20 protein-coding genes, 2 tRNA genes and 1 rRNA gene are annotated in these 20,817 nt (G+C 61.4%); 15 read left to right on the top strand and 8 right to left on the bottom strand.

All coding sequences use genetic code 11. The features are described from left to right. Positions 1–7: 7 nt before the first annotated feature. The 4 genes from A3Q7_RS0112705 to A3Q7_RS0112690 form a co-directional block, all read right to left on the bottom strand. Positions 8–1,240 carry a type II secretion system F family protein gene (locus A3Q7_RS0112705; RefSeq protein ID WP_026224789.1) on the bottom strand — a complete coding sequence of 411 codons (1,233 nt, stop codon included), beginning with the start codon at positions 1,238–1,240 and terminating at the stop codon, positions 8–10. Between the two features lie 53 nt (positions 1,241–1,293). Continuing rightward, the gene (gene pilB, locus A3Q7_RS0112700) at positions 1,294–3,006 is read right to left on the bottom strand and encodes a type IV-A pilus assembly ATPase PilB (RefSeq protein WP_018412267.1); all 1,713 of its coding nucleotides are present in this window, start codon (positions 3,004–3,006) and stop codon (positions 1,294–1,296) included. Positions 3,007–3,125: 119 nt separating this feature from the next. Next, positions 3,126–4,400 (bottom strand): HlyC/CorC family transporter, encoded by a 1,275-nt coding sequence (locus A3Q7_RS0112695; protein WP_026224788.1) that lies wholly within the window; start codon positions 4,398–4,400, stop codon positions 3,126–3,128. Between the two features lie 3 nt (positions 4,401–4,403). Further along, a complete protein-coding gene (locus A3Q7_RS0112690) occupies positions 4,404–5,210 on the bottom strand; it encodes a cytochrome C assembly family protein (RefSeq protein ID WP_018412265.1) in 807 nt (268 codons plus the stop codon). Between the two features lie 37 nt (positions 5,211–5,247). Here A3Q7_RS0112690 and ffh point away from each other — a divergent pair, with 37 nt between their 5' ends. After that, positions 5,248–6,603 (top strand): signal recognition particle protein, encoded by a 1,356-nt coding sequence (ffh, locus tag A3Q7_RS0112685; protein WP_026224787.1) that lies wholly within the window; start codon positions 5,248–5,250, stop codon positions 6,601–6,603. 115 nt (positions 6,604–6,718) lie between these two features. Next, entirely contained in the window at positions 6,719–7,273 is a 555-nt protein-coding gene (locus tag A3Q7_RS0112680) for a response regulator transcription factor (RefSeq protein ID WP_232417973.1), read from the top strand. Here A3Q7_RS0112680 and A3Q7_RS0112675 read toward each other — a convergent pair. Beyond that, the gene (locus A3Q7_RS0112675) at positions 7,256–7,867 is read right to left on the bottom strand and encodes a lytic transglycosylase domain-containing protein (RefSeq protein ID WP_018412262.1); all 612 of its coding nucleotides are present in this window, start codon (positions 7,865–7,867) and stop codon (positions 7,256–7,258) included. The genes A3Q7_RS0112680 and A3Q7_RS0112675 overlap by 18 nt on opposite strands. Further along, the gene (locus tag A3Q7_RS0112670; RefSeq protein WP_018412261.1) at positions 7,864–9,591 is read right to left on the bottom strand and encodes a proline--tRNA ligase; all 1,728 of its coding nucleotides are present in this window, start codon (positions 9,589–9,591) and stop codon (positions 7,864–7,866) included. Before A3Q7_RS0112670 ends, A3Q7_RS0112675 begins: the two co-directional genes overlap by 4 nt. Before the next feature lie 139 nt (positions 9,592–9,730). On the opposite strand from A3Q7_RS0112670, the gene A3Q7_RS0112665 reads away from it, so the two are divergent. The 3 genes from A3Q7_RS0112665 to coq7 are packed head-to-tail and all read left to right on the top strand — an operon-like array spanning position 9,731 to position 11,569. Continuing rightward, positions 9,731–10,306 carry an RNA pyrophosphohydrolase gene (locus tag A3Q7_RS0112665; protein ID WP_018412260.1) on the top strand — a complete coding sequence of 192 codons (576 nt, stop codon included), beginning with the start codon at positions 9,731–9,733 and terminating at the stop codon, positions 10,304–10,306. 45 nt (positions 10,307–10,351) lie between these two features. Continuing rightward, positions 10,352–10,924, top strand: coding sequence for a CNP1-like family protein (locus A3Q7_RS0112660; RefSeq protein ID WP_026224785.1), 573 nt, complete (start codon positions 10,352–10,354; stop codon positions 10,922–10,924). Between the two features lie 24 nt (positions 10,925–10,948). Then, positions 10,949–11,569, top strand: coding sequence for a 2-polyprenyl-3-methyl-6-methoxy-1,4-benzoquinone monooxygenase (gene coq7 / locus A3Q7_RS0112655; protein ID WP_026224784.1), 621 nt, complete (start codon positions 10,949–10,951; stop codon positions 11,567–11,569). 12 nt (positions 11,570–11,581) lie between these two features. Here coq7 and A3Q7_RS0112650 read toward each other — a convergent pair whose 3' ends face one another. Beyond that, positions 11,582–11,998 carry an OsmC family protein gene (locus A3Q7_RS0112650; RefSeq protein WP_018412257.1) on the bottom strand — a complete coding sequence of 139 codons (417 nt, stop codon included), beginning with the start codon at positions 11,996–11,998 and terminating at the stop codon, positions 11,582–11,584. A 411-nt stretch (positions 11,999–12,409) separates the two neighbouring features. On the opposite strand from A3Q7_RS0112650, the gene rplM reads away from it, so the two are divergent. The 6 genes from rplM (at position 12,410) to erpA (ending at position 15,944) form a co-directional block, all read left to right on the top strand. Beyond that, positions 12,410–12,838, top strand: coding sequence for a 50S ribosomal protein L13 (gene rplM / locus A3Q7_RS0112645; protein ID WP_018412256.1), 429 nt, complete (start codon positions 12,410–12,412; stop codon positions 12,836–12,838). Between the two features lie 13 nt (positions 12,839–12,851). After that, entirely contained in the window at positions 12,852–13,250 is a 399-nt protein-coding gene (gene rpsI / locus A3Q7_RS0112640; protein WP_018412255.1) for a 30S ribosomal protein S9, read from the top strand. A gap of 118 nt (positions 13,251–13,368) precedes the next feature. After that, positions 13,369–14,400: an N-acetyl-gamma-glutamyl-phosphate reductase gene (argC, locus tag A3Q7_RS0112635; protein WP_026224783.1), complete on the top strand. Its 1,032-nt coding sequence runs from the start codon at positions 13,369–13,371 to the stop codon at positions 14,398–14,400. A gap of 92 nt (positions 14,401–14,492) precedes the next feature. Beyond that, positions 14,493–15,134, top strand: a complete 642-nt coding sequence (locus A3Q7_RS0112630; RefSeq protein ID WP_018412253.1) for a DUF6776 family protein — start codon at positions 14,493–14,495, stop codon at positions 15,132–15,134. 31 nt (positions 15,135–15,165) lie between these two features. After that, entirely contained in the window at positions 15,166–15,567 is a 402-nt protein-coding gene (locus tag A3Q7_RS0112625) for a bactofilin family protein (protein WP_018412252.1), read from the top strand. Positions 15,568–15,593: 26 nt separating this feature from the next. After that, complete coding sequence (gene erpA, locus A3Q7_RS0112620) at positions 15,594–15,944, top strand: iron-sulfur cluster insertion protein ErpA (protein ID WP_018412251.1); 351 nt, start codon at positions 15,594–15,596, stop codon at positions 15,942–15,944. 69 nt (positions 15,945–16,013) lie between these two features. Here the strand turns inward: erpA and A3Q7_RS0112615 are convergent, their stop codons facing one another. Next, entirely contained in the window at positions 16,014–17,102 is a 1,089-nt protein-coding gene (locus A3Q7_RS0112615; RefSeq protein WP_018412250.1) for an anhydro-N-acetylmuramic acid kinase, read from the bottom strand. A gap of 99 nt (positions 17,103–17,201) precedes the next feature. Here A3Q7_RS0112615 and tyrS point away from each other — a divergent pair, with 99 nt between their 5' ends. The 4 genes from tyrS (at position 17,202) to A3Q7_RS0112595 (ending at position 20,594) form a co-directional block, all read left to right on the top strand. Continuing rightward, entirely contained in the window at positions 17,202–18,401 is a 1,200-nt protein-coding gene (gene tyrS / locus A3Q7_RS0112610; RefSeq protein ID WP_026224781.1) for a tyrosine--tRNA ligase, read from the top strand. Between the two features lie 355 nt (positions 18,402–18,756). After that, positions 18,757–20,289 (top strand): 16S ribosomal RNA (locus A3Q7_RS0112605). A 123-nt stretch (positions 20,290–20,412) separates the two neighbouring features. Further along, positions 20,413–20,489, top strand: a tRNA-Ile gene (locus A3Q7_RS0112600). A gap of 29 nt (positions 20,490–20,518) precedes the next feature. Beyond that, a tRNA-Ala gene (locus A3Q7_RS0112595) sits at positions 20,519–20,594 on the top strand. Positions 20,595–20,817: the final 223 nt, after the last annotated feature.

The raw sequence follows: 20,817 nt of genomic DNA, 5'->3' as shown, positions 1-20,817 counted from the left end.
TGCGCGGTCAGACGGTCTGAGCGACCTTGAAGATGGGCAGGTACATCGCCACCACGAGCCCGCCTATCAGTGTGCCGAGCACCACCATGATGATGGGCTCGAGCAGGCTGGACATGGCTTCCACCGCGTCATCGACCTCCTGCTCGAAGAAGTCGGCGACCTTGGACAGCATGGAATCAAGCTGCCCGGATTCCTCGCCGATGGACGCCATCTGCACCACCATGACCGGGAACACGCCGGTGTTCTGCATCGCCACCGTGAGGCTGGTACCGGTGCTCACCTCGGACTGGATCTGCCGGGTGGCGGTCTTGTATACGTGGTTGCCGGCGGCTCCGCCGACCGAATCCAGTGCCTCGACCAGCGGGACGCCTGCGGCGAACATGGTCGACAAGGTGCGCGCCCAGCGCGCGACTGTCGCCTTGCGCAGGATTTCCCCGAGTACCGGCAGCTTGAGCACGAAGCGGTCGACCGCGATCTGCAGCGCTTCCGAGCGCTTCAAGGCATAGACGAAACCGGAGAACGCGGCAAAGGCGCCACCGAAGATGAGCCACGAGTATTCGATGAAGGCATCCGATATCGCGATCACGAACAGCGTCGGCGCGGGCAGGTCGGCGCCGAAACTCTCGAATACCTTCTTGAACTCGGGAATGACGAAAATCATGATGACCGCGGTGATGACGATGGCCACCACGATGACCGCGATCGGATAGAACATGGCCGACTTGATCTTGCCCTTGATCGCCAGGATCTTCTCGCGATAGGTCGCGAGGCGGTCGAGCAGGCCGTCCAGGATACCGGCCTGTTCGCCCGCCGCGACGAGGTTGCAGAACAACTGGTCGAAGTGCTGCGGATACTTGCGGAAGGCCTGGTTGAGGCTGGAACCGGATTCGACCTCCAGCCGGATGTCGCCCAGCAGCTTGGATACCGCGCGGTTGCCGGCACCCTTGCCGACGATGTCGAACGCCTGCAGCAGCGGTACGCCGGCCTTCATCATGGTGGCCAGTTGCCGCGTGAACAGCGTGATGTCCTTTTCCGTGACCTTGCCGCCACGCCCGAAACTGCGCTTCTTGATCTTGGTGACAAGGATGCCCTGCCGGCGCAGTGTCGCCTGCACCATGGCTTCACCGCCGGCGCGCATTTCGCCACGCACCTGCTTGCCGGTCTTGTCCTTGCCTTCCCAGTTGAAGACGTGTTCCTTGGAACCGCTGTCCTTGCGTACGGTGCGGGTTGCGGTGGCCAAATCAAGCTCCTTGCAGCGGTTGTGCATCCGGGCGTCGCGGCGTCCGGATCACCCTATTCATTGGTGCAGGCCAGAACCTCGGCCAGCGATGTCACGCCCTGCTTGACCTTCAGCAGCCCCGACTGGCGCAGATCCTTCACGCCCTCACGTCTCGCCTGGTTGGCGATGTCGATCGAATTGCCGTTGGTCATGATGATATGCGCAATCTCGTCCGATATCGGCATCACCTGGTAGATGCCGACCCGGCCCTTGTAGCCGCTGCCCTTGCAGCGTTCGCAGCCGACCGGCCCGTACGGCTGCCAGCTCCCGTCCAGGTCGGCTTCGGTGAAACCGGCTTCGAGCAGCGCTTCGACCGGAATGTTCACCGGCTGCTTGCAGGAGCATAGACGGCGGGCCAGACGCTGCGCGGTGATCAATATGACACTCGATGCAATATTGAAGGCCGCGATGCCCATGTTGCGCATGCGGTCCAGCGTGGTCGGCGCATCATTGGTGTGCAGTGTGGACAGCACAAGGTGACCGGTCTGGGCGGCCTTGATCGAAATCTCTGCAGTTTCCAGGTCGCGGATTTCGCCCACCATGATCACGTCCGGATCCTGCCGCAGGAAGGACTTCAGCGCTGCGGCAAAGGTGAGGCCGGCCTTGTCGTTCACATTGACCTGGTTGATGCCGGGCAGGTTGATTTCAGCCGGATCTTCCGCGGTCGAAATGTTCACTCCCGGCTTGTTCAGCAGGTTCAGGCAGGTGTAGAGCGACACCGTCTTGCCGGAACCGGTCGGACCGGTCACCAGGATCATGCCGTAGGGCCGTTCTATCGCGTGCATCATCGCGGCTCGCTGTTCCGGCTCGTAACCCAGCGCATCGATGCCCAGCATGGCCGAACTCGGGTCGAGGATACGCATCACGATCTTCTCGCCGTGCAAGGTCGGCAGCGTGCTCACCCGGAAGTCGATGGCCTTGTTCTTGGACAGCACGAATTTCATGCGGCCATCCTGCGGCACACGCTTTTCCGATATGTCCAGCCGTGAAATGACCTTGATGCGCGACGCAATCTTCTCGCGCAGCACCAGTGGTGGCTGGGTAATCTCGCGCAGCACGCCATCGGTGCGGTAGCGGATGCGGTAGTACTTCTCGTACGGCTCGAAGTGGACGTCGGACGCCCCCTCGTTGATGGCGTCGAGCAGGATCTTCTGGATGAAACGCACGACCGGCGCGTCGTCGATATCGACCTGCGGTTCGCCCGCGCCGCCCTCTTCTTCCGGCGCCAGTTCGCCCTCGAAGTCGAAATCCACCGACGAGATCGATTCGAGGGTCTTTTCGACGGTTTCGGAGAGCTTGTCGACCAGGGTTCCCAACTTGTCGGATTCGACGACCACCGGGTCGACCGCCAGCCCGGTCTGGAAGCGCACTTCGTCGATCGCGCGCAGGTTCGAAGGGTCGGCGATCGCGACGGCAAGCCGGTTGCCGCGCTTCTTCAGCGCGAGCACGCGGTGCGTGCGCATCAACTTCTTGTCGATGGCGTCGGCAGCGAACTGGTCGGGGTCGAACTGCGTGAGGTCGAGCAGCGGATAGCCGAAGGTTTCCGACGCGAAGGTGGCCACGTCGCGCGCGTTCATGCGACCGCTTGCCACCAGTTGGGCGACAAAGCCGTTGCCGGACTGACTGCCTTCGCGCATCAGCGATTCCGCTTCGTTCTCGGTCAGTCGTCCGTTCTGCGCGAGGGCCCGGGCCAGACCGGACAGTGCATTCTTGGCAGTGGCAGCCATGGCGCGGTCAGTGAAGGGATCCGGTTATTTGAAGTATCGCCTTCGATGATGACGATTCGGGCTTGATCTGTAAACGGATTGCACCGGCCATTCTTGAGGCGGGACGGGGCTTCGCGGGCCTATTCGGGTTGCGCCTGCGGCTGGAAGATGCGTACGCTGCGCACCATGCGATCCTCGGTGTGCAGGATTTCCATCGCCACCTGACCGATACGCACCGACAGGCCCGATTCAGGAATGTCCTGCAGGTGTTCCAGCAGCAGGCCATTGAGCGTTTTCGGTCCTTCGAGCGGCAGACTGAGTCCCAGCTTGGCGTTCAGTTCGCGCAGGCTGCGGCCGCCATCGACGATGACGCTGCCGTCGGTCCAGTTCAGCGCATCCACCTGCCCGGGTTGGCCGGTGGTGAACTTGCCGACGATTTCCTCGATGATGTCCTCGAGCGTGAGCAGGCCTTCGACCTCGCCGTACTCGTTCACCACCAGCGCCATGCGTTGGCGGTTCTCCTGGAAAAATTGCAACTGGCTGTAAAGCGGGGTGGCCGAAGGCACGAAATAGGGGCGGGTGAGCAATCCGCGTATCTCGTCCTTGTCCAGTTCCCCCGCCGACAGTGCGCTGACGACACGGCGCTGCGGCAGCACGCCGAGCACGCGGTCGAGGTCGCCTTCGAAAACAGGTACCCGGCCATGGTGCGCGGTCGCGATCTGCTCCTGTATCGCTTCCAGCGGCTGCTCCAGGTCTATGGCTTCGATCTGGTTGCGCGGCGTCATCACGTCTTCGACCGTCACGTCCTCCAGTTCGAACAGATTGATCAGGATGCGGCGGTGGGCGGCCGGAATGAAATGGCCGGATTCGGTCATGAGCGCGCGCAGTTCGTCGGCCGACAGGGTCTGGTTTTCTTCCTGGCGCGTCGGCTGCAGACGAGTGATCTTGAGCAGCGCCGACACGAACAGGTTGACCGTCCACACCACCGGATAGAACAGGCGCAGCAGCGGTGCGAGCACAAAGGCAACCACCGGCGCGAGGGAATTGGCATAACCGGCACCGATCACCTTCGGGGTGATCTCGGAAAACACCAGAATGAGGAAGGTAACGACGATGGTGCCAAGGCCCAGCGCAAGTTCGCCTTCGCCGAACAGGTCGATGGCGAGTACGCCGGTAAGGGTCGCCGCGGCGGCGTTGATGAGGTTGTTGAACAGCAGGATGACCCCGAGCAGCTTGTCGGTCTGCGCCAGCAGATCGAGTGCCCGCTGCGCACCGCGCGACCCGGCACGGGCGGCCGCCTTCAGCCGGAAGCGGTTGCAGGCCATCATGGCCGTTTCGGCCATCGAGAACAGGCCGGACAGCACCAGAAGCACGCCGAGCGCCATCATCTGGGTCGATTGCGGCACAGAATCCATGTATCAGCTTCGGCCCAGCACGACTTCAAGGACGAACTGCGTGCCGATGTAGGCCAGCAGCAGTACGAAGAATCCGCCCAGAGTCCAGCGCAACGCCATCCTGCCTCGCCAGCCGCGGAAGTGGCGACCGGCCAGCAATGTGCCGAACACCACCCACGCGGCGATGGCGAATACCGTCTTGTGACTGAAGGCCAGCGGCTTTCCGAATACCTGCTCGGAAAAGGCGATACCGGTAACCAGTGTGGCGCTCAGCAGCACGAAGGCGATGGTGATGAGGCGGAACAGCAGGCCCTCCATCACCAGCAGGGGAGGCAGATTTTCAAGTACGCGACTGAGCCGGCCACGGTGCAGGTTGCGTTCCACCGCCGACATCAGCATGGCGTGCAGGGCCGCCAGCGTGAACAGGCTGTAGGCGGTCATCGCCATCACAAAATGTGCGCGGAACAGCGGGCTCGCGGCATTTCCGATTTCGTGCCTGGCGGGCAGCAGCAGTGGCGCTGCCGCGCACAGCGCGGCAGCAGGCAAGGCCAGCATGTGCAGGCCGTCCAGCCGTGAGGACAGGCTTTCCACCCAGTAGAACACCAGAGCGAGCCAGGTCATGACGGCCAGCGCATCACCGGCCCCGAAACGCATGTGGCCATCCGGGAATATCTGGTGTGACAGCACGAAGGCGTGGATCACCAGGGCGGCAGCAAGGCCGGCCGAACGCACGCCCCCGCCGCCGGTCGGCCTTCCATTGCCAGCCGGCCGCATGAACCAGATGGCCAGCGCGGCGTAAAGGGCGGTCGGAAGCAGTTCGATTAGAATCATCTGCTTCAGTTTAACCCATGGCGCCCGCTGCTCTCCGATGCTGGATAACCTTACTCAACGCTTGGCCAAGGTCGTCAAGACCTTGCGTGGACAGGCCCGCCTGACCGACGAGAACATTTCCGACATGCTGCGCGAAGTGCGCATGGCATTGCTGGAAGCGGATGTGGCATTGCCGGTGGTGAAGGACCTGATCGGCCGGATAAGGGAAAAGGCGGTCGGGCAGGAGGTCCTTGGTTCGCTGACGCCGGGCCAGGCGCTGGTCGGTGTGGTACACGACGAACTGGCGGCGCTGATGGGTGGCGCCACCGCCGGCCTGAATTTCGCGACCCAGCCGCCGGCCATCGTACTGATGGCCGGTCTTCAGGGGGCCGGCAAGACCACCACGGTGGGCAAGCTGGCCAAATGGCTGAAGGAAACGCAGAAGAAGAAGGTGCTGACGGTGTCCTGCGACGTCTATCGTCCAGCCGCCATCGAACAACTGCGGACTGTCACCGGCCAGGCCGGCGCCGAGTTCTTCCCGTCGACGCCGGACCAGAAGCCGGTCGATATCGCGCGCGCCGCAGTCGAATTTGCCCGAACCCGCTACTTCGACGTGCTGCTGGTCGATACCGCCGGCCGGCTGGCAATCGATCAGGCGATGATGGACGAGATCCGCGCGCTGCATCACGCGCTGGATCCGATTGAAACGCTGTTCGTCGTCGATGCGATGCTCGGGCAGGACGCGGTCAATACCGCCAAGGCGTTCAAGGATGCGCTGCCGCTGACCGGCGTCGTGCTGACCAAGCTCGATGGCGATGCGCGCGGCGGTGCCGCGCTGTCGGTGCGCCACGTCACCGGTGCGCCGCTCAAGTTCGCGGGCGTCGGCGAAAAGCTGACCGGGCTGGAGGAATTCCATCCGCAGCGCATGGCCTCGCGCATCCTCGGCATGGGCGACATCATGGGCCTGGTCGAGGAGGCGAGGCGTCAGGTCGACGAGGATCAGGCCCGGGAGTTCGCGCAGAAGCTCAAGAGCGGCAAGGGCTTCGACCTGAACGACTTCAAGACGCAGATCGCGCAGATGCGCAAGATGGGCGGGCTGTCGGCGCTGATGGACAAGCTGCCGGCGCAGTTTGCCGGTGCCGCGCAACAGTTGCAGGGTGGCGCCGACGACAAGGCGATCCGGCGCATCGAGGGCATCATCAATTCGATGACGCCAGCGGAGCGCGGCAAGCCCGAACTGATCAAGGCAAGCCGCAAGCGGCGGATCGCGGCTGGATCCGGCACGTCCGTGCAGGAGGTGAACCGTCTTTTGAACCAGTTCGAACAGACGCAGAAAATGATGAAGCAGTTTTCCAAAGGCGGAATGCAGAAGCTCATGCGCGGCATGAAGGGCATGCTGCCGGGAATGCGATGACTCGATTGTGTGCGAACCGTCACCACGACCGCGACTGTGCATCATAGAGGGGGACACGACCCTGCGTCGGGCTGTGGCCCAGGCGCTCATGCCCCTGGACGCCGAGCAGGTTCTCATGCAGGGGCTTACCGACCTGCTGCATGAGCGCGATGTCGCGCAGTCGGCGCGATGTTTCGTCATCGGCGCCAGTCAGCGCAGTCTGGACGGGCAGGAGCCGGTGGAGTGTACGCGACGCATGGGCTTGCGCGCGCCGGTCGTGCTGCTGTCCGGCCCCTGCGACGTGGCATTTGCGGTTCGTCAGATGAGGGCCGGTGCGTTCGACTTCCTGCTGACGCCGGTACAGCCATCGGCACTGAGATTGTCAGTGTCGGAGGCGATGGATTTCGCTGCGGCCCGCGCGGCGCGGGAGACGCGCTTGCAGTGGACGACCCAGGCAGTCGATGGATTGACCCCGCGCGAGAAGGAGGTGCTCGACCGCGTGGTGACCGGATTGTCCAATCAGGGTGTCGCCGACTCGCTCTGCATCAGCGTGAAGACCGTGGAGCAGCATCGCGCGCGCGTCATGCAGAAAATGCGTGCCGCTTCGCTTGCCGAGCTCGTGGCGATGGTGACCGAGTGGCGACTGATGAAAGCGGGCGCCCCGGGCACGTCGTCAAGGATTGCTGGCTGACGTGAGCGCGGGCCACGACCAGTGGCGTTCCCACGCAGCGCGCACCATGTTCGGATACTCCGCACGACCGAGGCTGCCGTTGTAGCGGCCGAGCGCCCTGAACAGATTGCCTCTTTCTATGTCGAGGTAGTGGCGCAGGATGGTGCAGCCGAAGCGCAGATTCGTGCGCAGGTGGAAAAGGTTGCTGTCCTCGCTGCCGATGAGCTTGATCCAGAACGGCATCACCTGCATGTAGCCACGTGCGCCGGCTCCCGAGATGGCGTATTTGCGGAATCCGCTTTCCACCTGGATCAGGCCGAGCACCAGCTGTGGGTCCAGACCCGCACGTGTGGCCTCGTAGTGGACCGTCTTCAGGAATTCCTGGCGACCGGCTTCGTCCGGCATCTTTTTCGCGAGCCGCTCGGACATTGCATCGAGCCACATCTTCTGCTGCGGAGAAGACAGCTCCGGCAGATCCGGTGCCGCGCGGTCGCTGATCGCAAGATGAAGCGCCGCGCGCACGCTGTCGGCCAGGGGTTCGTACTGTTGCGACGCATGACCATCACCGCCCCGCAGGGCGATGATGGTCAGGGCGACGGACAGCGCAGTCTTCATCGTCCGGCGGGTTTGCCCAGGGCGGTGCGTACCGCATCGGGTGTGAGGCGGGTGGCTGCGGCATCGCGGCGATGCTGGTATTCGACAATGCCGTCCTTCAGTCCGCGCTCACCCACCGTGACACGATGCGGAACGCCTATCAGCTCCCAGTCGGCAAACATGACACCGGGCCGCTCGTCGCGGTCGTCAAGGATGACATCGAAACCCGCTTCGGCCAGTTCGTCATAGAGCCGCGTGGCCGCGTCGCGCACCGCCTCCGACTTGCTCCAGCCCACCGGGCAGATGACGACCTCGAAAGGTGCGATGGCCTGCGGCCAGATGATGCCGCGCTCGTCATGGTTCTGTTCGATCGCCGCGCCGACCAGCCGGGTGACGCCTATGCCATAGCAGCCCATCACCATTGCGCGCGGTTTGCCGGTTTCGTCGAGATAGGTGCAGTTCATCGCTTCTGAATACTTGGTGCCCAGGAAGAAAACGTGGCCGACCTCGATGCCGCGCTGGATGCTGAGCCGTCCCTTGCCGTCCGGCGACGGGTCGCCTTCGACCACGTTGCGCAGATCGGCCACCGTCTCCGGCTCGGGCAGATCGCGCCCCCAGTTCACGCCGGTCAGGTGCGCATCGATTTCGTTTGCACCGGTGACGAAGTCGCTCATATTGGCCACCGTCAGATCGGCAATCACATGCACCGGCTTGCGCAGCCCTACCGGCCCGAGATAGCCCGGCCGGCAGCCGAAGTGTTCGACGATTTCCGCCTCGCTCGCGAAACGGAAGCCGTCCTTCAGTCCGGCCAGCTTGGATGCCTTCACCTCGTTCAGCTCGTGATCGCCGCGCAGCATGAGCAGCCACAGATCGGTCCTGCCTTCCTTATCGGTTGCAAGAACGACGGACTTGACCGTGCGTTCGATCGGCAGGCCGAGCAGCTTGGCGACGTCCTCGCATTTCATGGTGTCCGGTGTGGCGGCCCGGGCCATGGTTTCGCCAGGCGCCTGTCGTTGCGCGACCAGCGGCATGGCCTGTGCAAGTTCGATGTTCGCGGCGTAATCGGAATCCGGACACCAGGCGATCAGATCCTCCCCGGTGTCCGCGATGACCTGGAACTCGTGACTGCGCGAACCACCGATGGCGCCGGTGTCGGCGGCCACCGCGCGGAACTCGAGGCCCAGGCGGCGGAAGATGCGCATGTAGGCGTCGAACATCCGGTCGTAGCTGCGGGCAGCCCCTTCCTCGTCGCGGTCGAAGGAGTAAGCGTCCTTCATCGTGAACTCGCGCCCGCGCATGACGCCGAAGCGGGGGCGGCGTTCGTCGCGAAACTTGGTCTGGATGTGATAGAAGTTCTTCGGAAGCTGGCGCCAGCTGTGTATCTCCGCGCGAGCGATATCGGTCACCACTTCCTCCGAAGTGGGCTGGATGATGAAGTCGCGGTCGTGCCTGTCCTTCACTCGCAGAAGTTCCGGGCCCATCTTGTCCCAACGGCCGGTTTCCTGCCACAGCTCGGCCGGCTGGATCAGCGGCATGAGCAATTCGATTGCGCCCGCGTGGTCCATTTCGTCGCGGATGATGCGTTCGATCTTGCGGATCACCCGCAGGCCCATGGGCATGTAGTTGTAAATGCCTCCAGCGAGCTTGCGGATCATGCCTGCGCGCGTCATGAGCTTGTGTGATACGACCTCGGCGTCCGAGGGGGCTTCCTTGAGCGTGGATACGAAGAATTTGCTGGCGTACATGGTGACGGTTGTGCCGGAAGAGGCAATAAACCTTTAATTCTAGCCGTTTACGCCAGGATTGCCCGGGCGGCCCATCTGCTTTGATTCGGCGTGGAATTGTGAAAGAATCCATGGAAATTTTCACTTGGCAGGACCAACCATGCTCGACCGGGAAGGGTACCGCCCGAATGTCGGCATCATTCTGATCAACGGGCGCAATGAGGTCTTCTGGGGCAAGCGCATCGGAGAGCATGCGTGGCAGTTTCCCCAGGGCGGCATCAATCACGGCGAATCGCCCGAGCAGGCCATGTATCGCGAGCTATGGGAAGAACTCGGCTTGCGGCCCGAACATGTTCGCATCATCGGTCGTACGCGTGACTGGTTGCGCTATGACGTGCCGCGCAACTGGGTGCGACGCGAATGGCGCAGCGCCTATCGCGGTCAGAAGCAGATCTGGTATCTGCTGCGCATGGTCGGCCGGGATTGCGATGTCTGTCTGCGCGCGACCGATCATCCGGAGTTCGACGCCTGGCGCTGGAACGATTACTGGATTCCGCTCGAGACGGTGATCGAGTTCAAGAGGCAGGTCTATCAGCAGGCGCTGACCGAACTCGCCCGGCTTGCTTTCCGCGGCGCGCGAGCGCGCCAGAGCCGCCCCTGGCCGGTGATGGAGCAGCCGTCGCTCACCCAGGTCGCCGATGGCAGCCCGGGTGAGGGCGTACGCTCCGCCGGCTGAATTTCGCTGCGGCACAGTAACGCTCCCTTCGTACGTACTGGATCGATGCCTTCATATTTCTTTCCCCGGATCGCACTCGCCGCTTTCGTTTTGAGTGTTGCAGCCCTTGCGCAGGCGCAGATCACCGACTGGGACCGTGCCAAGTCCACGTATGAAGCGCCCGAGGGATCGGGTATTCCGGTCAAAGAGGATGATTACGAACCGCCAGCGCTGGCTTCGGGCGTCAAGTGGCAGGAGTACTACCTCAACGCGTCGACACGCAACGAGTACTTCGTCGCCCGCGATTTCATTTCCATCGGTCAGGACGGCGCCATCCGCTACGTGTCGCGTGTGGTGTCGTCGAATGGTACCGAGAACATCGCCGCCGAGGGCATCCGGTGCAGCACCGGTGAGCGGCGGGTTTACGCGACCCTCAATTCACGCAAGGAATGGGTTGCGGTCAGGGGCAGCCGTTGGCTGCCCATTGGCGGCGGCAACCGCCTCAATTCTTACGCGTTCGCGCTGTATTCCGACTACATGTGTTCGGCAGAAGTGGCTGTGCCGCCGAAGAAGGTGCTCGAGAACCTTGCGAACAGTTTCACAGCGCGCACCGGTACGCCGCTTAGCGGCTATCGGTGATTGTCCAGATCAAGGGGGGGGGGCATGCTTGACGCCATCATTTCGGAATTGGATCGCATCCTGCGGACGCTTGCTGCGCCAGCGCGTACCCTTCGCCCCCTGCCCGGAGGGGACTTGCCGGACGTGGATATGGATGAGGCGCAGCGTCGTCGTGTCGGCGCCCTCATGCGCATCAATCATGTGGGAGAGATCTGCGCGCAGGCGCTTTACCAGGGGCAGGCTCTGACCTGTCGCGATCCGGGGGTGCGAAATGCCCTGAAGCAGGCGGCGCACGAAGAGGTGGAGCACCTGTCCTGGACCGCATCGCGCATGCAGGAGCTGGGCGCTCGTCCCAGTCTGCTCAATCCCTTGTGGTATGGCGGTGCGCTGGCCATCGGGGTGACTGCGGGCCTGATCGGCGACAAGTGGAATCTCGGATTTCTGTCCGAGACGGAGAAGCAGGTCGAGGCACATCTGCAGAGCCATCTCGACCGTCTGCCTGCGGGTGATCAGAAGTCCTGGCGCATCCTTGAACAGATGCGTCAGGACGAACGCGAGCACGCGTTGACGGCGCAACGCCTGGGCGCTGCGGAACTGCCCGCTCCGGCGCGACTGGCGATGAAGGCCGCTTCGAAAGTGATGACCGGTCTCGCCTATTACGTCTGATATCGGTTGCGCTCAGGCTTCGGCGATTTCCCAGGTGTGTTCTATCGTCGCGGTCTTGCCGAGCATGATGGACGCCGAGCAGTACTTCTCGGCCGACAGGTGGATGGCGCGTTCCACCGCTTCCGGCTTCAGATTGCGACCCGTGATCCGGAAGTGGAAGCCGATGCGGGTGAAGACCTTGGGGTCATGCTCCGCGCGGTCGGCCCTCAGCGTGACTTCGCAGCCGCTGACGTCGTGGCGGCCCTTCTTCAGGATGAGCATCACGTCGAATGCGGTGCATCCGCCGGTGCCCGCGAGAACCAGTTCCATCGGCCGCGCAGCGAGGTTACGGCCCCCGGCCTCGGGCGCGCCATCCATCGTGAGCATGTGTCCGGATCCGGTTTCCGCCACGAAACTCATGTGATCAACCCACTTCACCACGCATTCCATCTTCAGCTCCTTGTCGAGGACGCAGATTCTACTGTCCGGCGAGCACTTCTGCGGTGAGTGGGGCGTGGTGCGGCGCAAGATCGGTCCATCGTTCTCCGGAAATTAAAAAGTGTCGAGGATGACGGGCAGTGTTCCTGCGGTGAAAAGCGCCTGGTTGCCGTGATGGTGCGATGCAAAATAATCCTTGCTTTTGCGCCTTGCGTTGTCAATAATTCAGACAGGTTTTGCAGAGTTCTGTCTGGACTTTCTGCCGCAAGTGTCTCCTCCACCCTCCTCCATTGGTGTGGATTCAGCGCGACTCATCTGAGTCGCGCTTTTTTTGTTCCCGCCCGCATCAGTTGACATGATCTGGCACGCACGCTAAATTCGCGGGCTTTTGGGCGATCTCGCCCAGAACACAGGACGTTCGAGATGAAAACCTTTTCAGCCAAGCCGCATGAAGTCGTGCGCGACTGGTACGTTGTCGATGCCTCTGACAAGGTACTCGGGCGCCTCGCCAGTGAGATCGCCCGTCGCCTGCGCGGCAAGCACAAACCCGTATTCACGCCGCACGTGGACACCGGTGACTACATCGTGGTTGTCAACGTCGACAAGATCCGCGTGACCGGCGACAAGGCCCAGGACAAGAAGTACTACCGCCACTCGGGTTACCCCGGTGGTATCTACGAAACCAACTTCACCAAGCTGCAGCAGCGCTTCCCGGCGCGCGTGCTTGAGAAGGCCGTCAAGGGCATGCTGCCCAAGGGTCCGCTCGGTTACGCGATGATCAAGAAGCTGAAATGCTATGCCGGCGGTGAACATCCGCACGCCGCACAGCAGCCGAAGGCTCTGGACATCTGAGGACGGAACGGTCATGGCATTCAAAGTTGATTATTACTACGGCACCGGCCGTCGCAAGACCGCCGTCGCCCGCGTCTTCCTCCGTCCTGGCAAGGGCGCTTTCGTGGTCAATGACAAGCCGGTCGATGAGTTTTTCTCGCGCGAGACCGGTCGCATGGTCGTTCGCCAGCCTCTCGAACTGACCGAGCATGTCAGCACATTCGACATTCTCGTCAACGTGACGGGCGGTGGCGAGTCGGGTCAGGCCGGCGCCGTGCGTCACGGCATCACCCGTGCTCTGATCGATTACGACGCGAATCTGAAGCCGGTGCTGAGCAAAGCCGGATTCGTGACGCGGGATGCGCGCGAAGTGGAGCGCAAGAAAGTCGGTTTCCACAAGGCGCGTCGTCGCAAGCAGTTCTCGAAGCGCTGAGCGCTGCTCGTTGCGTCGAAAAGGCCGCCTTCGGGCGGCCTTTTTCATTTCTGGCATCATGCTCAATTTTCTGCTGTCCAGCGCTTTTGCTGGAGGGTGATTCGTCGGGAGCGTCGGAGTGGTCATCAAGGTCGGTATCGTTGGCGGGACGGGATACACGGGGGTCGAGTTGCTCAGACTCCTCGCCCGTCATCCCGAGGTCGAGTTGTCGGTCATCACCTCGCGGGGAGATGCGGGCCGTCCGGTTTCGGACATGTTTCCCAGCTTGCGCGGTGTGGTCAGTCTGGCGTTTTCCGATCCCTCCGAAGCGGATCTGGGCAAGTGTGATGTCGTGTTCTTCGCTACACCTAACGGCGTCGCCATGCAGCAGGCTGCTCGGCTGATTGACTCCGGAATACGCGTCATCGACCTTGCTGCGGATTTCCGATTGAAGGATCCGGACGTCTGGGCCGAGTGGTACGGCATGCCGCATTCGTCTCCTGATCTGCTCGATGTGGCGGTGTACGGACTGCCTGAAGTCAACCGTGACAAGATCCGTGCTGCCCGGCTGGTCGCCAATCCGGGTTGCTATCCGACTGCTGTACAGCTGGGCTTCATTCCGCTCGTCGAGGCGGGGGTCGTCGACGTCGGCAGTCTGATCGCCGATGCCAAGTCGGGCGTGTCGGGGGCGGGGCGCAAGGCGGAGGTGCACACGCTGTTCGCGGAGGCCGGCGACAATTTCAAGGCGTATGGTACGCCAGGGCATCGTCATCTGCCCGAAATACGGCAAGGCCTGTCGGCCGCTGCCGGATGTGCTGTCGGGCTCACTTTTGTCCCGCATCTGACGCCTTTGATCCGCGGCATTCATGCGACCTTGTACGCCCGGCTGACCCGCGAATGCGATCTGCAGGCGCTGTTCGAGAACCGCTATGCAGGAGAGCGTTTCGTCGATGTCCTGCCGACTGGAAGTCATCCCGAAACGCGTTCCGTCCGTGCTTCGAACATCTGTCGCATCGCCGTGCACCGACCCCAGGGCGGCGATACGGTGGTGGTGCTGTCGGTGATCGACAATCTGGTGAAGGGCGCCGCCGGACAGGCTGTCCAGAATATGAACCTGATGTTCAACATCCCTGAATCGTGTGGGCTAGAACTCGTTCCGGTATTGCCCTGAAGGCGCGCCGCTGGCGGCTGCGCCACGGCCTCGCGGCTCAATCTGTCTCGATTCGGCAGCGGGTTCCATGGTGGCTGAAGCTGCCTGCGGCCGTGCTCGTGCTCGTTGTGGCTGTGCTGGCGGCGCTCGCGATCTATGAATCCGGCCGCGGTTGGACGGGCGTAGGGCTGGAGGTCTTCAAGGCGGAACTTGCGCAGGTGCGGGCCGAGCTGACCGCGAAGGATGCCGAGCTGGGTCTCGCCCGGCAGCAGGTCGATGCCGCGCACAGTGCCCTGCAGATCGAGAAGGCGTCGCAGGAGCAGCTTGCAGCACGGATACGCACCCTCGAGGCCGAGAACGCGCGACTGCGGGAGGACGTCCTGGTGTTCGAAAGTCTCGCGGGCGGCGCGTATGCCGGAATACAGCCCGGCTTCAAGATCAACCGGTTTGCGGTCGAGCCGGATTCGGTCCCCGGTCGTTTCCGCTACCGCATGCTTATCCTGCGTCAGGGCGGGCGGGTCGAGGCCGAGACCAAGGGGTCCTACCAGTTGCTGGCCACCATTGACCGAAACGGTCAGGGTGCTACCATCCAGTATCCAGCAGAAGGGAATCCTGCTGCCTCAAGGATTGCCTTCAAGCATTTCCAGCGGGTTGAGGGGGTTTTTCAGCTGCCGGCGGATTCACGGCTTGTTTCGATCGAGGTCCGGTTTCTTCAGGACGGACAGATCCGCGCAAAGGCTTCCGCTTCGCTCTGACGCACTTTCTCCCGACAAAGGAGGTATCCGGATGTTTGGAAAGAAGGCTGAAAAGCCCAGCAAGAGGATAGACAGCCTGATCGGTGCGGGTACCCGCATCAGCGGGGACATACACTTCCGTGGGGGGCTGCGCATTGATGGCGAGGTGATCGGGAATGTGCGCGCCGAGGACAGTGAATCCAGTACGCTGGTGCTCAGCGAACACGCAAGGATCGAGGGTGCTGTCAGTGTGACCCATGCGATGATCAACGGGACCGTGGCCGGTCCCATCGTGTCGACCGAGTTTCTCGAACTGCAGCCTCAGGCACGAATCTCAGGGGATGTGGTCTACAACAGGCTGGAAGTGCACTTGGGCGCCATCGTGAAGGGTCGCCTGGAGCATCAGGAATCGGCGCATCGCGCCGTGGAACTCAAGTTGGCCAGCGGCAGCTGACCGACAGCAACACGAGGAGTCAAATCATGAATGCAGTCACCGACATGCCGCTGCCGTTGAATTTCACCGACAGCGCCGCCAACAAGGTGAAGGAGCTGATACTCGAAGAGGGCAATCCCGATCTGAAGCTGAGGGTGTTCGTATCGGGCGGCGGCTGTTCGGGCTTCCAGTATGGCTTTACATTCGACGAAGTCACCAATGACGACGACACCACGCTGGAAAAGAATGGGGTGCTCCTGCTGATTGACCCGATGAGCTATCAGTATCTGGTCGGTGCCGAAATCGACTATACCGAGGGTCTGGAAGGCGCGCAGTTCGTCATCAAGAATCCGAACGCGACATCGACCTGCGGGTGCGGCTCGTCCTTCTCCGTCTGAAATCCGTTCGAGCAGTCGGGGCGCGTTGTGTTGCCCCGTTGCTGGCGATCGGTGACTCATGCGGGCCATTCATGCGGGCCATATTGCACCGATCACGCGTGCGCCTCTCGCCCCGGTGACCGCGGGCAGGTTGGCCGGGCGACCATTCAAGGTCTGGTGAGCAAGCCAGGCAAATGCGAGAGCCTCCACCTGGTCGGGGGGGATTCCATATTCGGCAGTTGACAAGACCGGGCGTTCGACGAGCCTGGTCAGGCGCTCGAGCAGGTAGCCGTTGAATGCCCCGCCTCCGCACACCAGCCACTCGTCGCCGTTGAATCCCGTTCTGTCAACTGCGTCCGCCACTGATCGCGCGGTCAGCTCCAGCAGCGTTGCCTGCACATCCTCAGCGCGAAGTGCTTCAACCTCGAGTTCGTTCAGCCACCGGAGATTGAACTCCTCGCGGCCACAGCTTTTGGGTGGATCGAGCCTGAAGAATGCGTGGCCAAGCATGCGTGCGAGAAGGGCCTTGTTCGCGGTCCCGGATCGCGCCCAGTCGCCATTGGAGTCATAAGGCCGGCCTCGCCGTGCATGTATCCAGCCGTCCATCAATACATTGCCTGGGCCACAGTCGAAACCACGCGTCGTGGCGCCCGGATCCAGCAGGGTGACGTTGCTCATGCCCCCGATATTGAGCACGACGCGTGAACGCGATGCATGTGAGAACTGCGCCGCGTGAAAGGCCGGGACAAGGGGGGCGCCCTTACCACCCGCCGCTATATCGCGCGAACGGAAGTCCGCGATTACGCAGATTCCCGTCAGCTCGGCCAGTCGAGCCGGTGCGTTGAGCTGGACGGAATAGCCAAGCTCCGGTCGATGGCGAATCGTTTGACCGTGGCATCCGATGGCAGCGATCCGGCCGGCTACCACATCTGCTTTCCGCAGTAACGCTCGAACGGTGTCGGCGTAAATCCCGGTGAGTGCAAGTGCCGTCCGATGAACTGCATCGACGCCATCGTCTTCGGCTTCGCTGAGCGCCAGCAAAGTGGCGCGTAATCGGGCCGGAAGCTCTGCGTGGACATGCGCGAGCGCACGGCATCCCGGCTCATCGATCTCTGCGAGTACCGCATCGACGCCGTCCAGGCTCGTACCGGACATCAAACCGATGTAGAGCGCGCTCATCGAGTGCCCTCCGCGCTCGCCCTGTGCATGCGATAACATCGAACGCTTTGCCGGAAAGGGCGTGCAGACGGACTGCGCCCGAACTTACAGGATCGAGTCATGGTTGATGTGGACAAGGCGTTGGCGTTGATAAAGAGAGGGGTGGACGAACTGCTCCCGGAGGCGGATTTGCTCGAGAAGCTCAAGAGCGGGCGTCCGTTGCGCATCAAGGCGGGATTCGATCCTACCGCACCGGATCTCCACCTTGGGCATACCGTGCTGCTGAACAAGATGCGCCACTTCCAGGATCTTGGCCATCAGATCCTCTTCTTGATCGGCGACTTCACCGGCGCCATCGGGGACCCTACCGGAAAGAATGTGACACGCCCGCCTTTGTCGCGGGAGCAGGTTCTGCAGAACGCTGAGACATACAAGGAACAGGTGAGCAAGATACTCGACCCCGCTCGGATGGAGGTGGTTTTCAACTCGGCCTGGATGGGCGAACTGGGCGCAGAAGGCATGATCCGGTTGGCCTCGCGCCACACCGTTGCTCGCATGCTCGAACGGGACGATTTTGCTAAACGCTATGCGGCGAACCAACCGATTGCCATCCACGAGTTCCTTTACCCGCTGTGCCAGGGATACGATTCCGTGGCGCTCAAGGCGGATGTCGAATTGGGTGGCACCGACCAGAAGTTCAACCTGCTGATGGGCCGCGAGTTGCAGAAGCAATACGGCCAGTCGCAACAGGTTGTGTTGATGATGCCGCTGCTCGAAGGACTGGACGGCGTCAACAAGATGTCGAAATCGCTCGGCAACTACATTGGCGTCTCCGAGCCGCCCGGCGAGATTTTCGGCAAGGTGATGTCGGTTTCCGACGAACTGATGTGGCGCTACTACGACCTACTGTCGTTCAAGACAGGCGAAGAGATCGATCGCTTGCGGACGGAGGTCGCCGAGGGGCGGAATCCGCGTGACGTCAAGGTCCTGCTTGCACAGGAACTCGTGGGACGTTTCCATGGCGCAGGTGCTGCGGCCGCCGCGCTTGCCGACTTCGAGTCGCGTTTCCGGCAAGGCGGTATACCGGAGGATCTGGCCGAGCATGTACTGGAAACGCATGGCGCTGGCCTGCCGATTGCCCAGGCTCTGAAGTCGAGCGGCTTGACGGCGACAAGCTCGGAAGCGCTGCGGATGATCGATCAGGGTGGCGTGCGGCTGGATGGCGAGAAGGTGTCCGAGCGGAATCTTCTGCTGGCGGCTGGAACGAGTGTCGTTGCACAGGTGGGAAAGAGAAAATTCTGCAGGTTGGTGGTGCGGTAGGTGAAGCATGTAAGTCCTTGTCGCGCTGACTCTAAATTATTCCTCCGGGGTATGCGTGGGCGGCGTGAAAAGAACCGATGGAAAAAAACTTCAAAAATCTTTCGGGAAGGTGTTGACGCTCTCGAAATTCTCCGTAGAATGCGCACCTCTCGTTGCTCAGCAGCGAACGCTCTTTAACAAAACAAACAGCCGATAGGTGTGGGCACGGCGATGTTGTAACGGCGAGCAGCTGTCGTTCCAGGGGAACCTGGGGTGGTGGTTGTGGCCATGACAACTAAATTGAAGTGCTCATACGAATCAGAGGTTTTAAGCGAAAGCTTATATACCTGTGAATTCTGATTGAGTTTTGGGAATTGAACTGAAGAGTTTGATCCTGGCTCAGATTGAACGCTGGCGGAATGCTTTACACATGCAAGTCGAGCGGCAGCGCGGTCTTCGGACTGGCGGCGAGCGGCGAACGGGTGAGTAATACATCGGAACGTACCCAGTCGTGGGGGATAACACTTCGAAAGAAGTGCTAATACCGCATACGTCCTGAGGGAGAAAGCGGGGGATCGCAAGACCTCGCGCGATTGGAGCGGCCGATGTCAGATTAGCTAGTTGGTGGGGTAAAGGCCTACCAAGGCAACGATCTGTAGCTGGTCTGAGAGGATGATCAGCCACACTGGGACTGAGACACGGCCCAGACTCCTACGGGAGGCAGCAGTGGGGAATTTTGGACAATGGGGGCAACCCTGATCCAGCCATTCCGCGTGAGTGAAGAAGGCCTTCGGGTTGTAAAGCTCTTTCGGCAGGAACGAAACGGCGGGCTCTAACATAGCCCGTTAATGACGGTACCTGAAGAAGAAGCACCGGCTAACTACGTGCCAGCAGCCGCGGTAATACGTAGGGTGCGAGCGTTAATCGGAATTACTGGGCGTAAAGCGTGCGCAGGCGGTTGTGTAAGACAGGTGTGAAATCCCCGGGCTTAACCTGGGAACTGCGCTTGTGACTGCACGGCTAGAGTACGGCAGAGGGAGGTGGAATTCCACGTGTAGCAGTGAAATGCGTAGAGATGTGGAGGAACACCGATGGCGAAGGCAGCCTCCTGGGCCAGTACTGACGCTCATGCACGAAAGCGTGGGGAGCAAACAGGATTAGATACCCTGGTAGTCCACGCCCTAAACGATGTCGACTAGTTGTTCGGTGAGGAGACTCATTGAGTAACGCAGCTAACGCGTGAAGTCGACCGCCTGGGGAGTACGGTCGCAAGATTAAAACTCAAAGGAATTGACGGGGACCCGCACAAGCGGTGGATGATGTGGATTAATTCGATGCAACGCGAAAAACCTTACCTACCCTTGACATGTACGGAACCCTGCTGAGAGGTGGGGGTGCTCGAAAGAGAGCCGTAACACAGGTGCTGCATGGCTGTCGTCAGCTCGTGTCGTGAGATGTTGGGTTAAGTCCCGCAACGAGCGCAACCCTTGTCATTAGTTGCTACGCAAGAGCACTCTAATGAGACTGCCGGTGACAAACCGGAGGAAGGTGGGGATGACGTCAAGTCCTCATGGCCCTTATGGGTAGGGCTTCACACGTCATACAATGGTCGGTACAGAGGGTTGCCAAGCCGCGAGGTGGAGCCAATCCCAGAAAGCCGATCGTAGTCCGGATCGCAGTCTGCAACTCGACTGCGTGAAGTCGGAATCGCTAGTAATCGCGGATCAGCATGCCGCGGTGAATACGTTCCCGGGTCTTGTACACACCGCCCGTCACACCATGGGAGTGGGTTTCACCAGAAGAGGCTAGCCTAACCGTAAGGGGGGCGGTCGCCACGGTGAGATTCATGACTGGGGTGAAGTCGTAACAAGGTAGCCGTATCGGAAGGTGCGGCTGGATCACCTCCTTTCTAGAGTCAGCGACGTCGTCGTGGCCACAACCTATCGGCTGTTAAAGCAACAAGGGCAAGGAGCTCGGGCGTGCTTCCGGAATGGGAGCAGGTTCGCAGTGAGCACCCGACCCTGGAAAGACCGGGTCTGTAGCTCAGCTGGTTAGAGCACCGTCTTGATAAGGCGGGGGTCGTTGGTTCGAACCCAACCAGACCCACCAGATTGCCTGCATGAAGTCTGTGTAGTCATGGGGGATTAGCTCAGCTGGGAGAGCACCTGCTTTGCAAGCAGGGGGTCGTCGGTTCGATCCCGTCATCCTCCACCATGATCTGTCGGATGCGGTTTGTTCTTGTTGCGCACTGTTGAGTGTGAGGCGTGGGATGTAGAGATACTGCCCAGACCTCACCCGCAAGGGTGTGGAAGATTGATCTTTAAAAATTTGGAAGAAGTAAAGGGATGTCAGCGTTCAACCGCGCTGGCATCCATGGGTAGTGATTGCATCGTCCCACCTCTTTGAACCAGCGGTGGGATGGATAGCGCGAGCGCTT

Source organism: Methyloversatilis thermotolerans (assembly GCF_000372885.1).
GTDB classification, from domain to species: domain Bacteria; phylum Pseudomonadota; class Gammaproteobacteria; order Burkholderiales; family Rhodocyclaceae; genus Methyloversatilis; species Methyloversatilis thermotolerans.
Note: the sequence above shows the minus strand (reverse complement) of the source record. Positions and strands in the feature narration are given on the sequence as shown.

What these genes read in the sequence shown, in the direction of transcription:
- rpsI (WP_018412255.1), top strand. Translation starts at nt 12,852, where the DNA reads ATGGCATTCAAAGTTGATTATTACTACGGCACCGGCCGTCGCAAGACC.
- A3Q7_RS0112680 (WP_232417973.1), top strand. Translation starts at nt 6,719, where the DNA reads ATGCAGGGGCTTACCGACCTGCTGCATGAGCGCGATGTCGCGCAGTCG.
- A3Q7_RS0112670 (WP_018412261.1), bottom strand. Translation starts at nt 9,591, where the DNA reads ATGTACGCCAGCAAATTCTTCGTATCCACGCTCAAGGAAGCCCCCTCG.
- tyrS (WP_026224781.1), top strand. Translation starts at nt 17,202, where the DNA reads ATGGTTGATGTGGACAAGGCGTTGGCGTTGATAAAGAGAGGGGTGGAC.
- A3Q7_RS0112650 (WP_018412257.1), bottom strand. Translation starts at nt 11,998, where the DNA reads ATGGAATGCGTGGTGAAGTGGGTTGATCACATGAGTTTCGTGGCGGAA.
- pilB (WP_018412267.1), bottom strand. Translation starts at nt 3,006, where the DNA reads ATGGCTGCCACTGCCAAGAATGCACTGTCCGGTCTGGCCCGGGCCCTC.
- A3Q7_RS0112695 (WP_026224788.1), bottom strand. Translation starts at nt 4,400, where the DNA reads ATGGATTCTGTGCCGCAATCGACCCAGATGATGGCGCTCGGCGTGCTT.
- A3Q7_RS0112625 (WP_018412252.1), top strand. Translation starts at nt 15,166, where the DNA reads ATGTTTGGAAAGAAGGCTGAAAAGCCCAGCAAGAGGATAGACAGCCTG.
- erpA (WP_018412251.1), top strand. Translation starts at nt 15,594, where the DNA reads ATGAATGCAGTCACCGACATGCCGCTGCCGTTGAATTTCACCGACAGC.
- A3Q7_RS0112690 (WP_018412265.1), bottom strand. Translation starts at nt 5,210, where the DNA reads ATGATTCTAATCGAACTGCTTCCGACCGCCCTTTACGCCGCGCTGGCC.
- ffh (WP_026224787.1), top strand. Translation starts at nt 5,248, where the DNA reads ATGCTGGATAACCTTACTCAACGCTTGGCCAAGGTCGTCAAGACCTTG.
- A3Q7_RS0112660 (WP_026224785.1), top strand. Translation starts at nt 10,352, where the DNA reads ATGCCTTCATATTTCTTTCCCCGGATCGCACTCGCCGCTTTCGTTTTG.
- coq7 (WP_026224784.1), top strand. Translation starts at nt 10,949, where the DNA reads ATGCTTGACGCCATCATTTCGGAATTGGATCGCATCCTGCGGACGCTT.
- A3Q7_RS0112665 (WP_018412260.1), top strand. Translation starts at nt 9,731, where the DNA reads ATGCTCGACCGGGAAGGGTACCGCCCGAATGTCGGCATCATTCTGATC.
- A3Q7_RS0112615 (WP_018412250.1), bottom strand. Translation starts at nt 17,102, where the DNA reads ATGAGCGCGCTCTACATCGGTTTGATGTCCGGTACGAGCCTGGACGGC.
- rplM (WP_018412256.1), top strand. Translation starts at nt 12,410, where the DNA reads ATGAAAACCTTTTCAGCCAAGCCGCATGAAGTCGTGCGCGACTGGTAC.
- A3Q7_RS0112675 (WP_018412262.1), bottom strand. Translation starts at nt 7,867, where the DNA reads ATGAAGACTGCGCTGTCCGTCGCCCTGACCATCATCGCCCTGCGGGGC.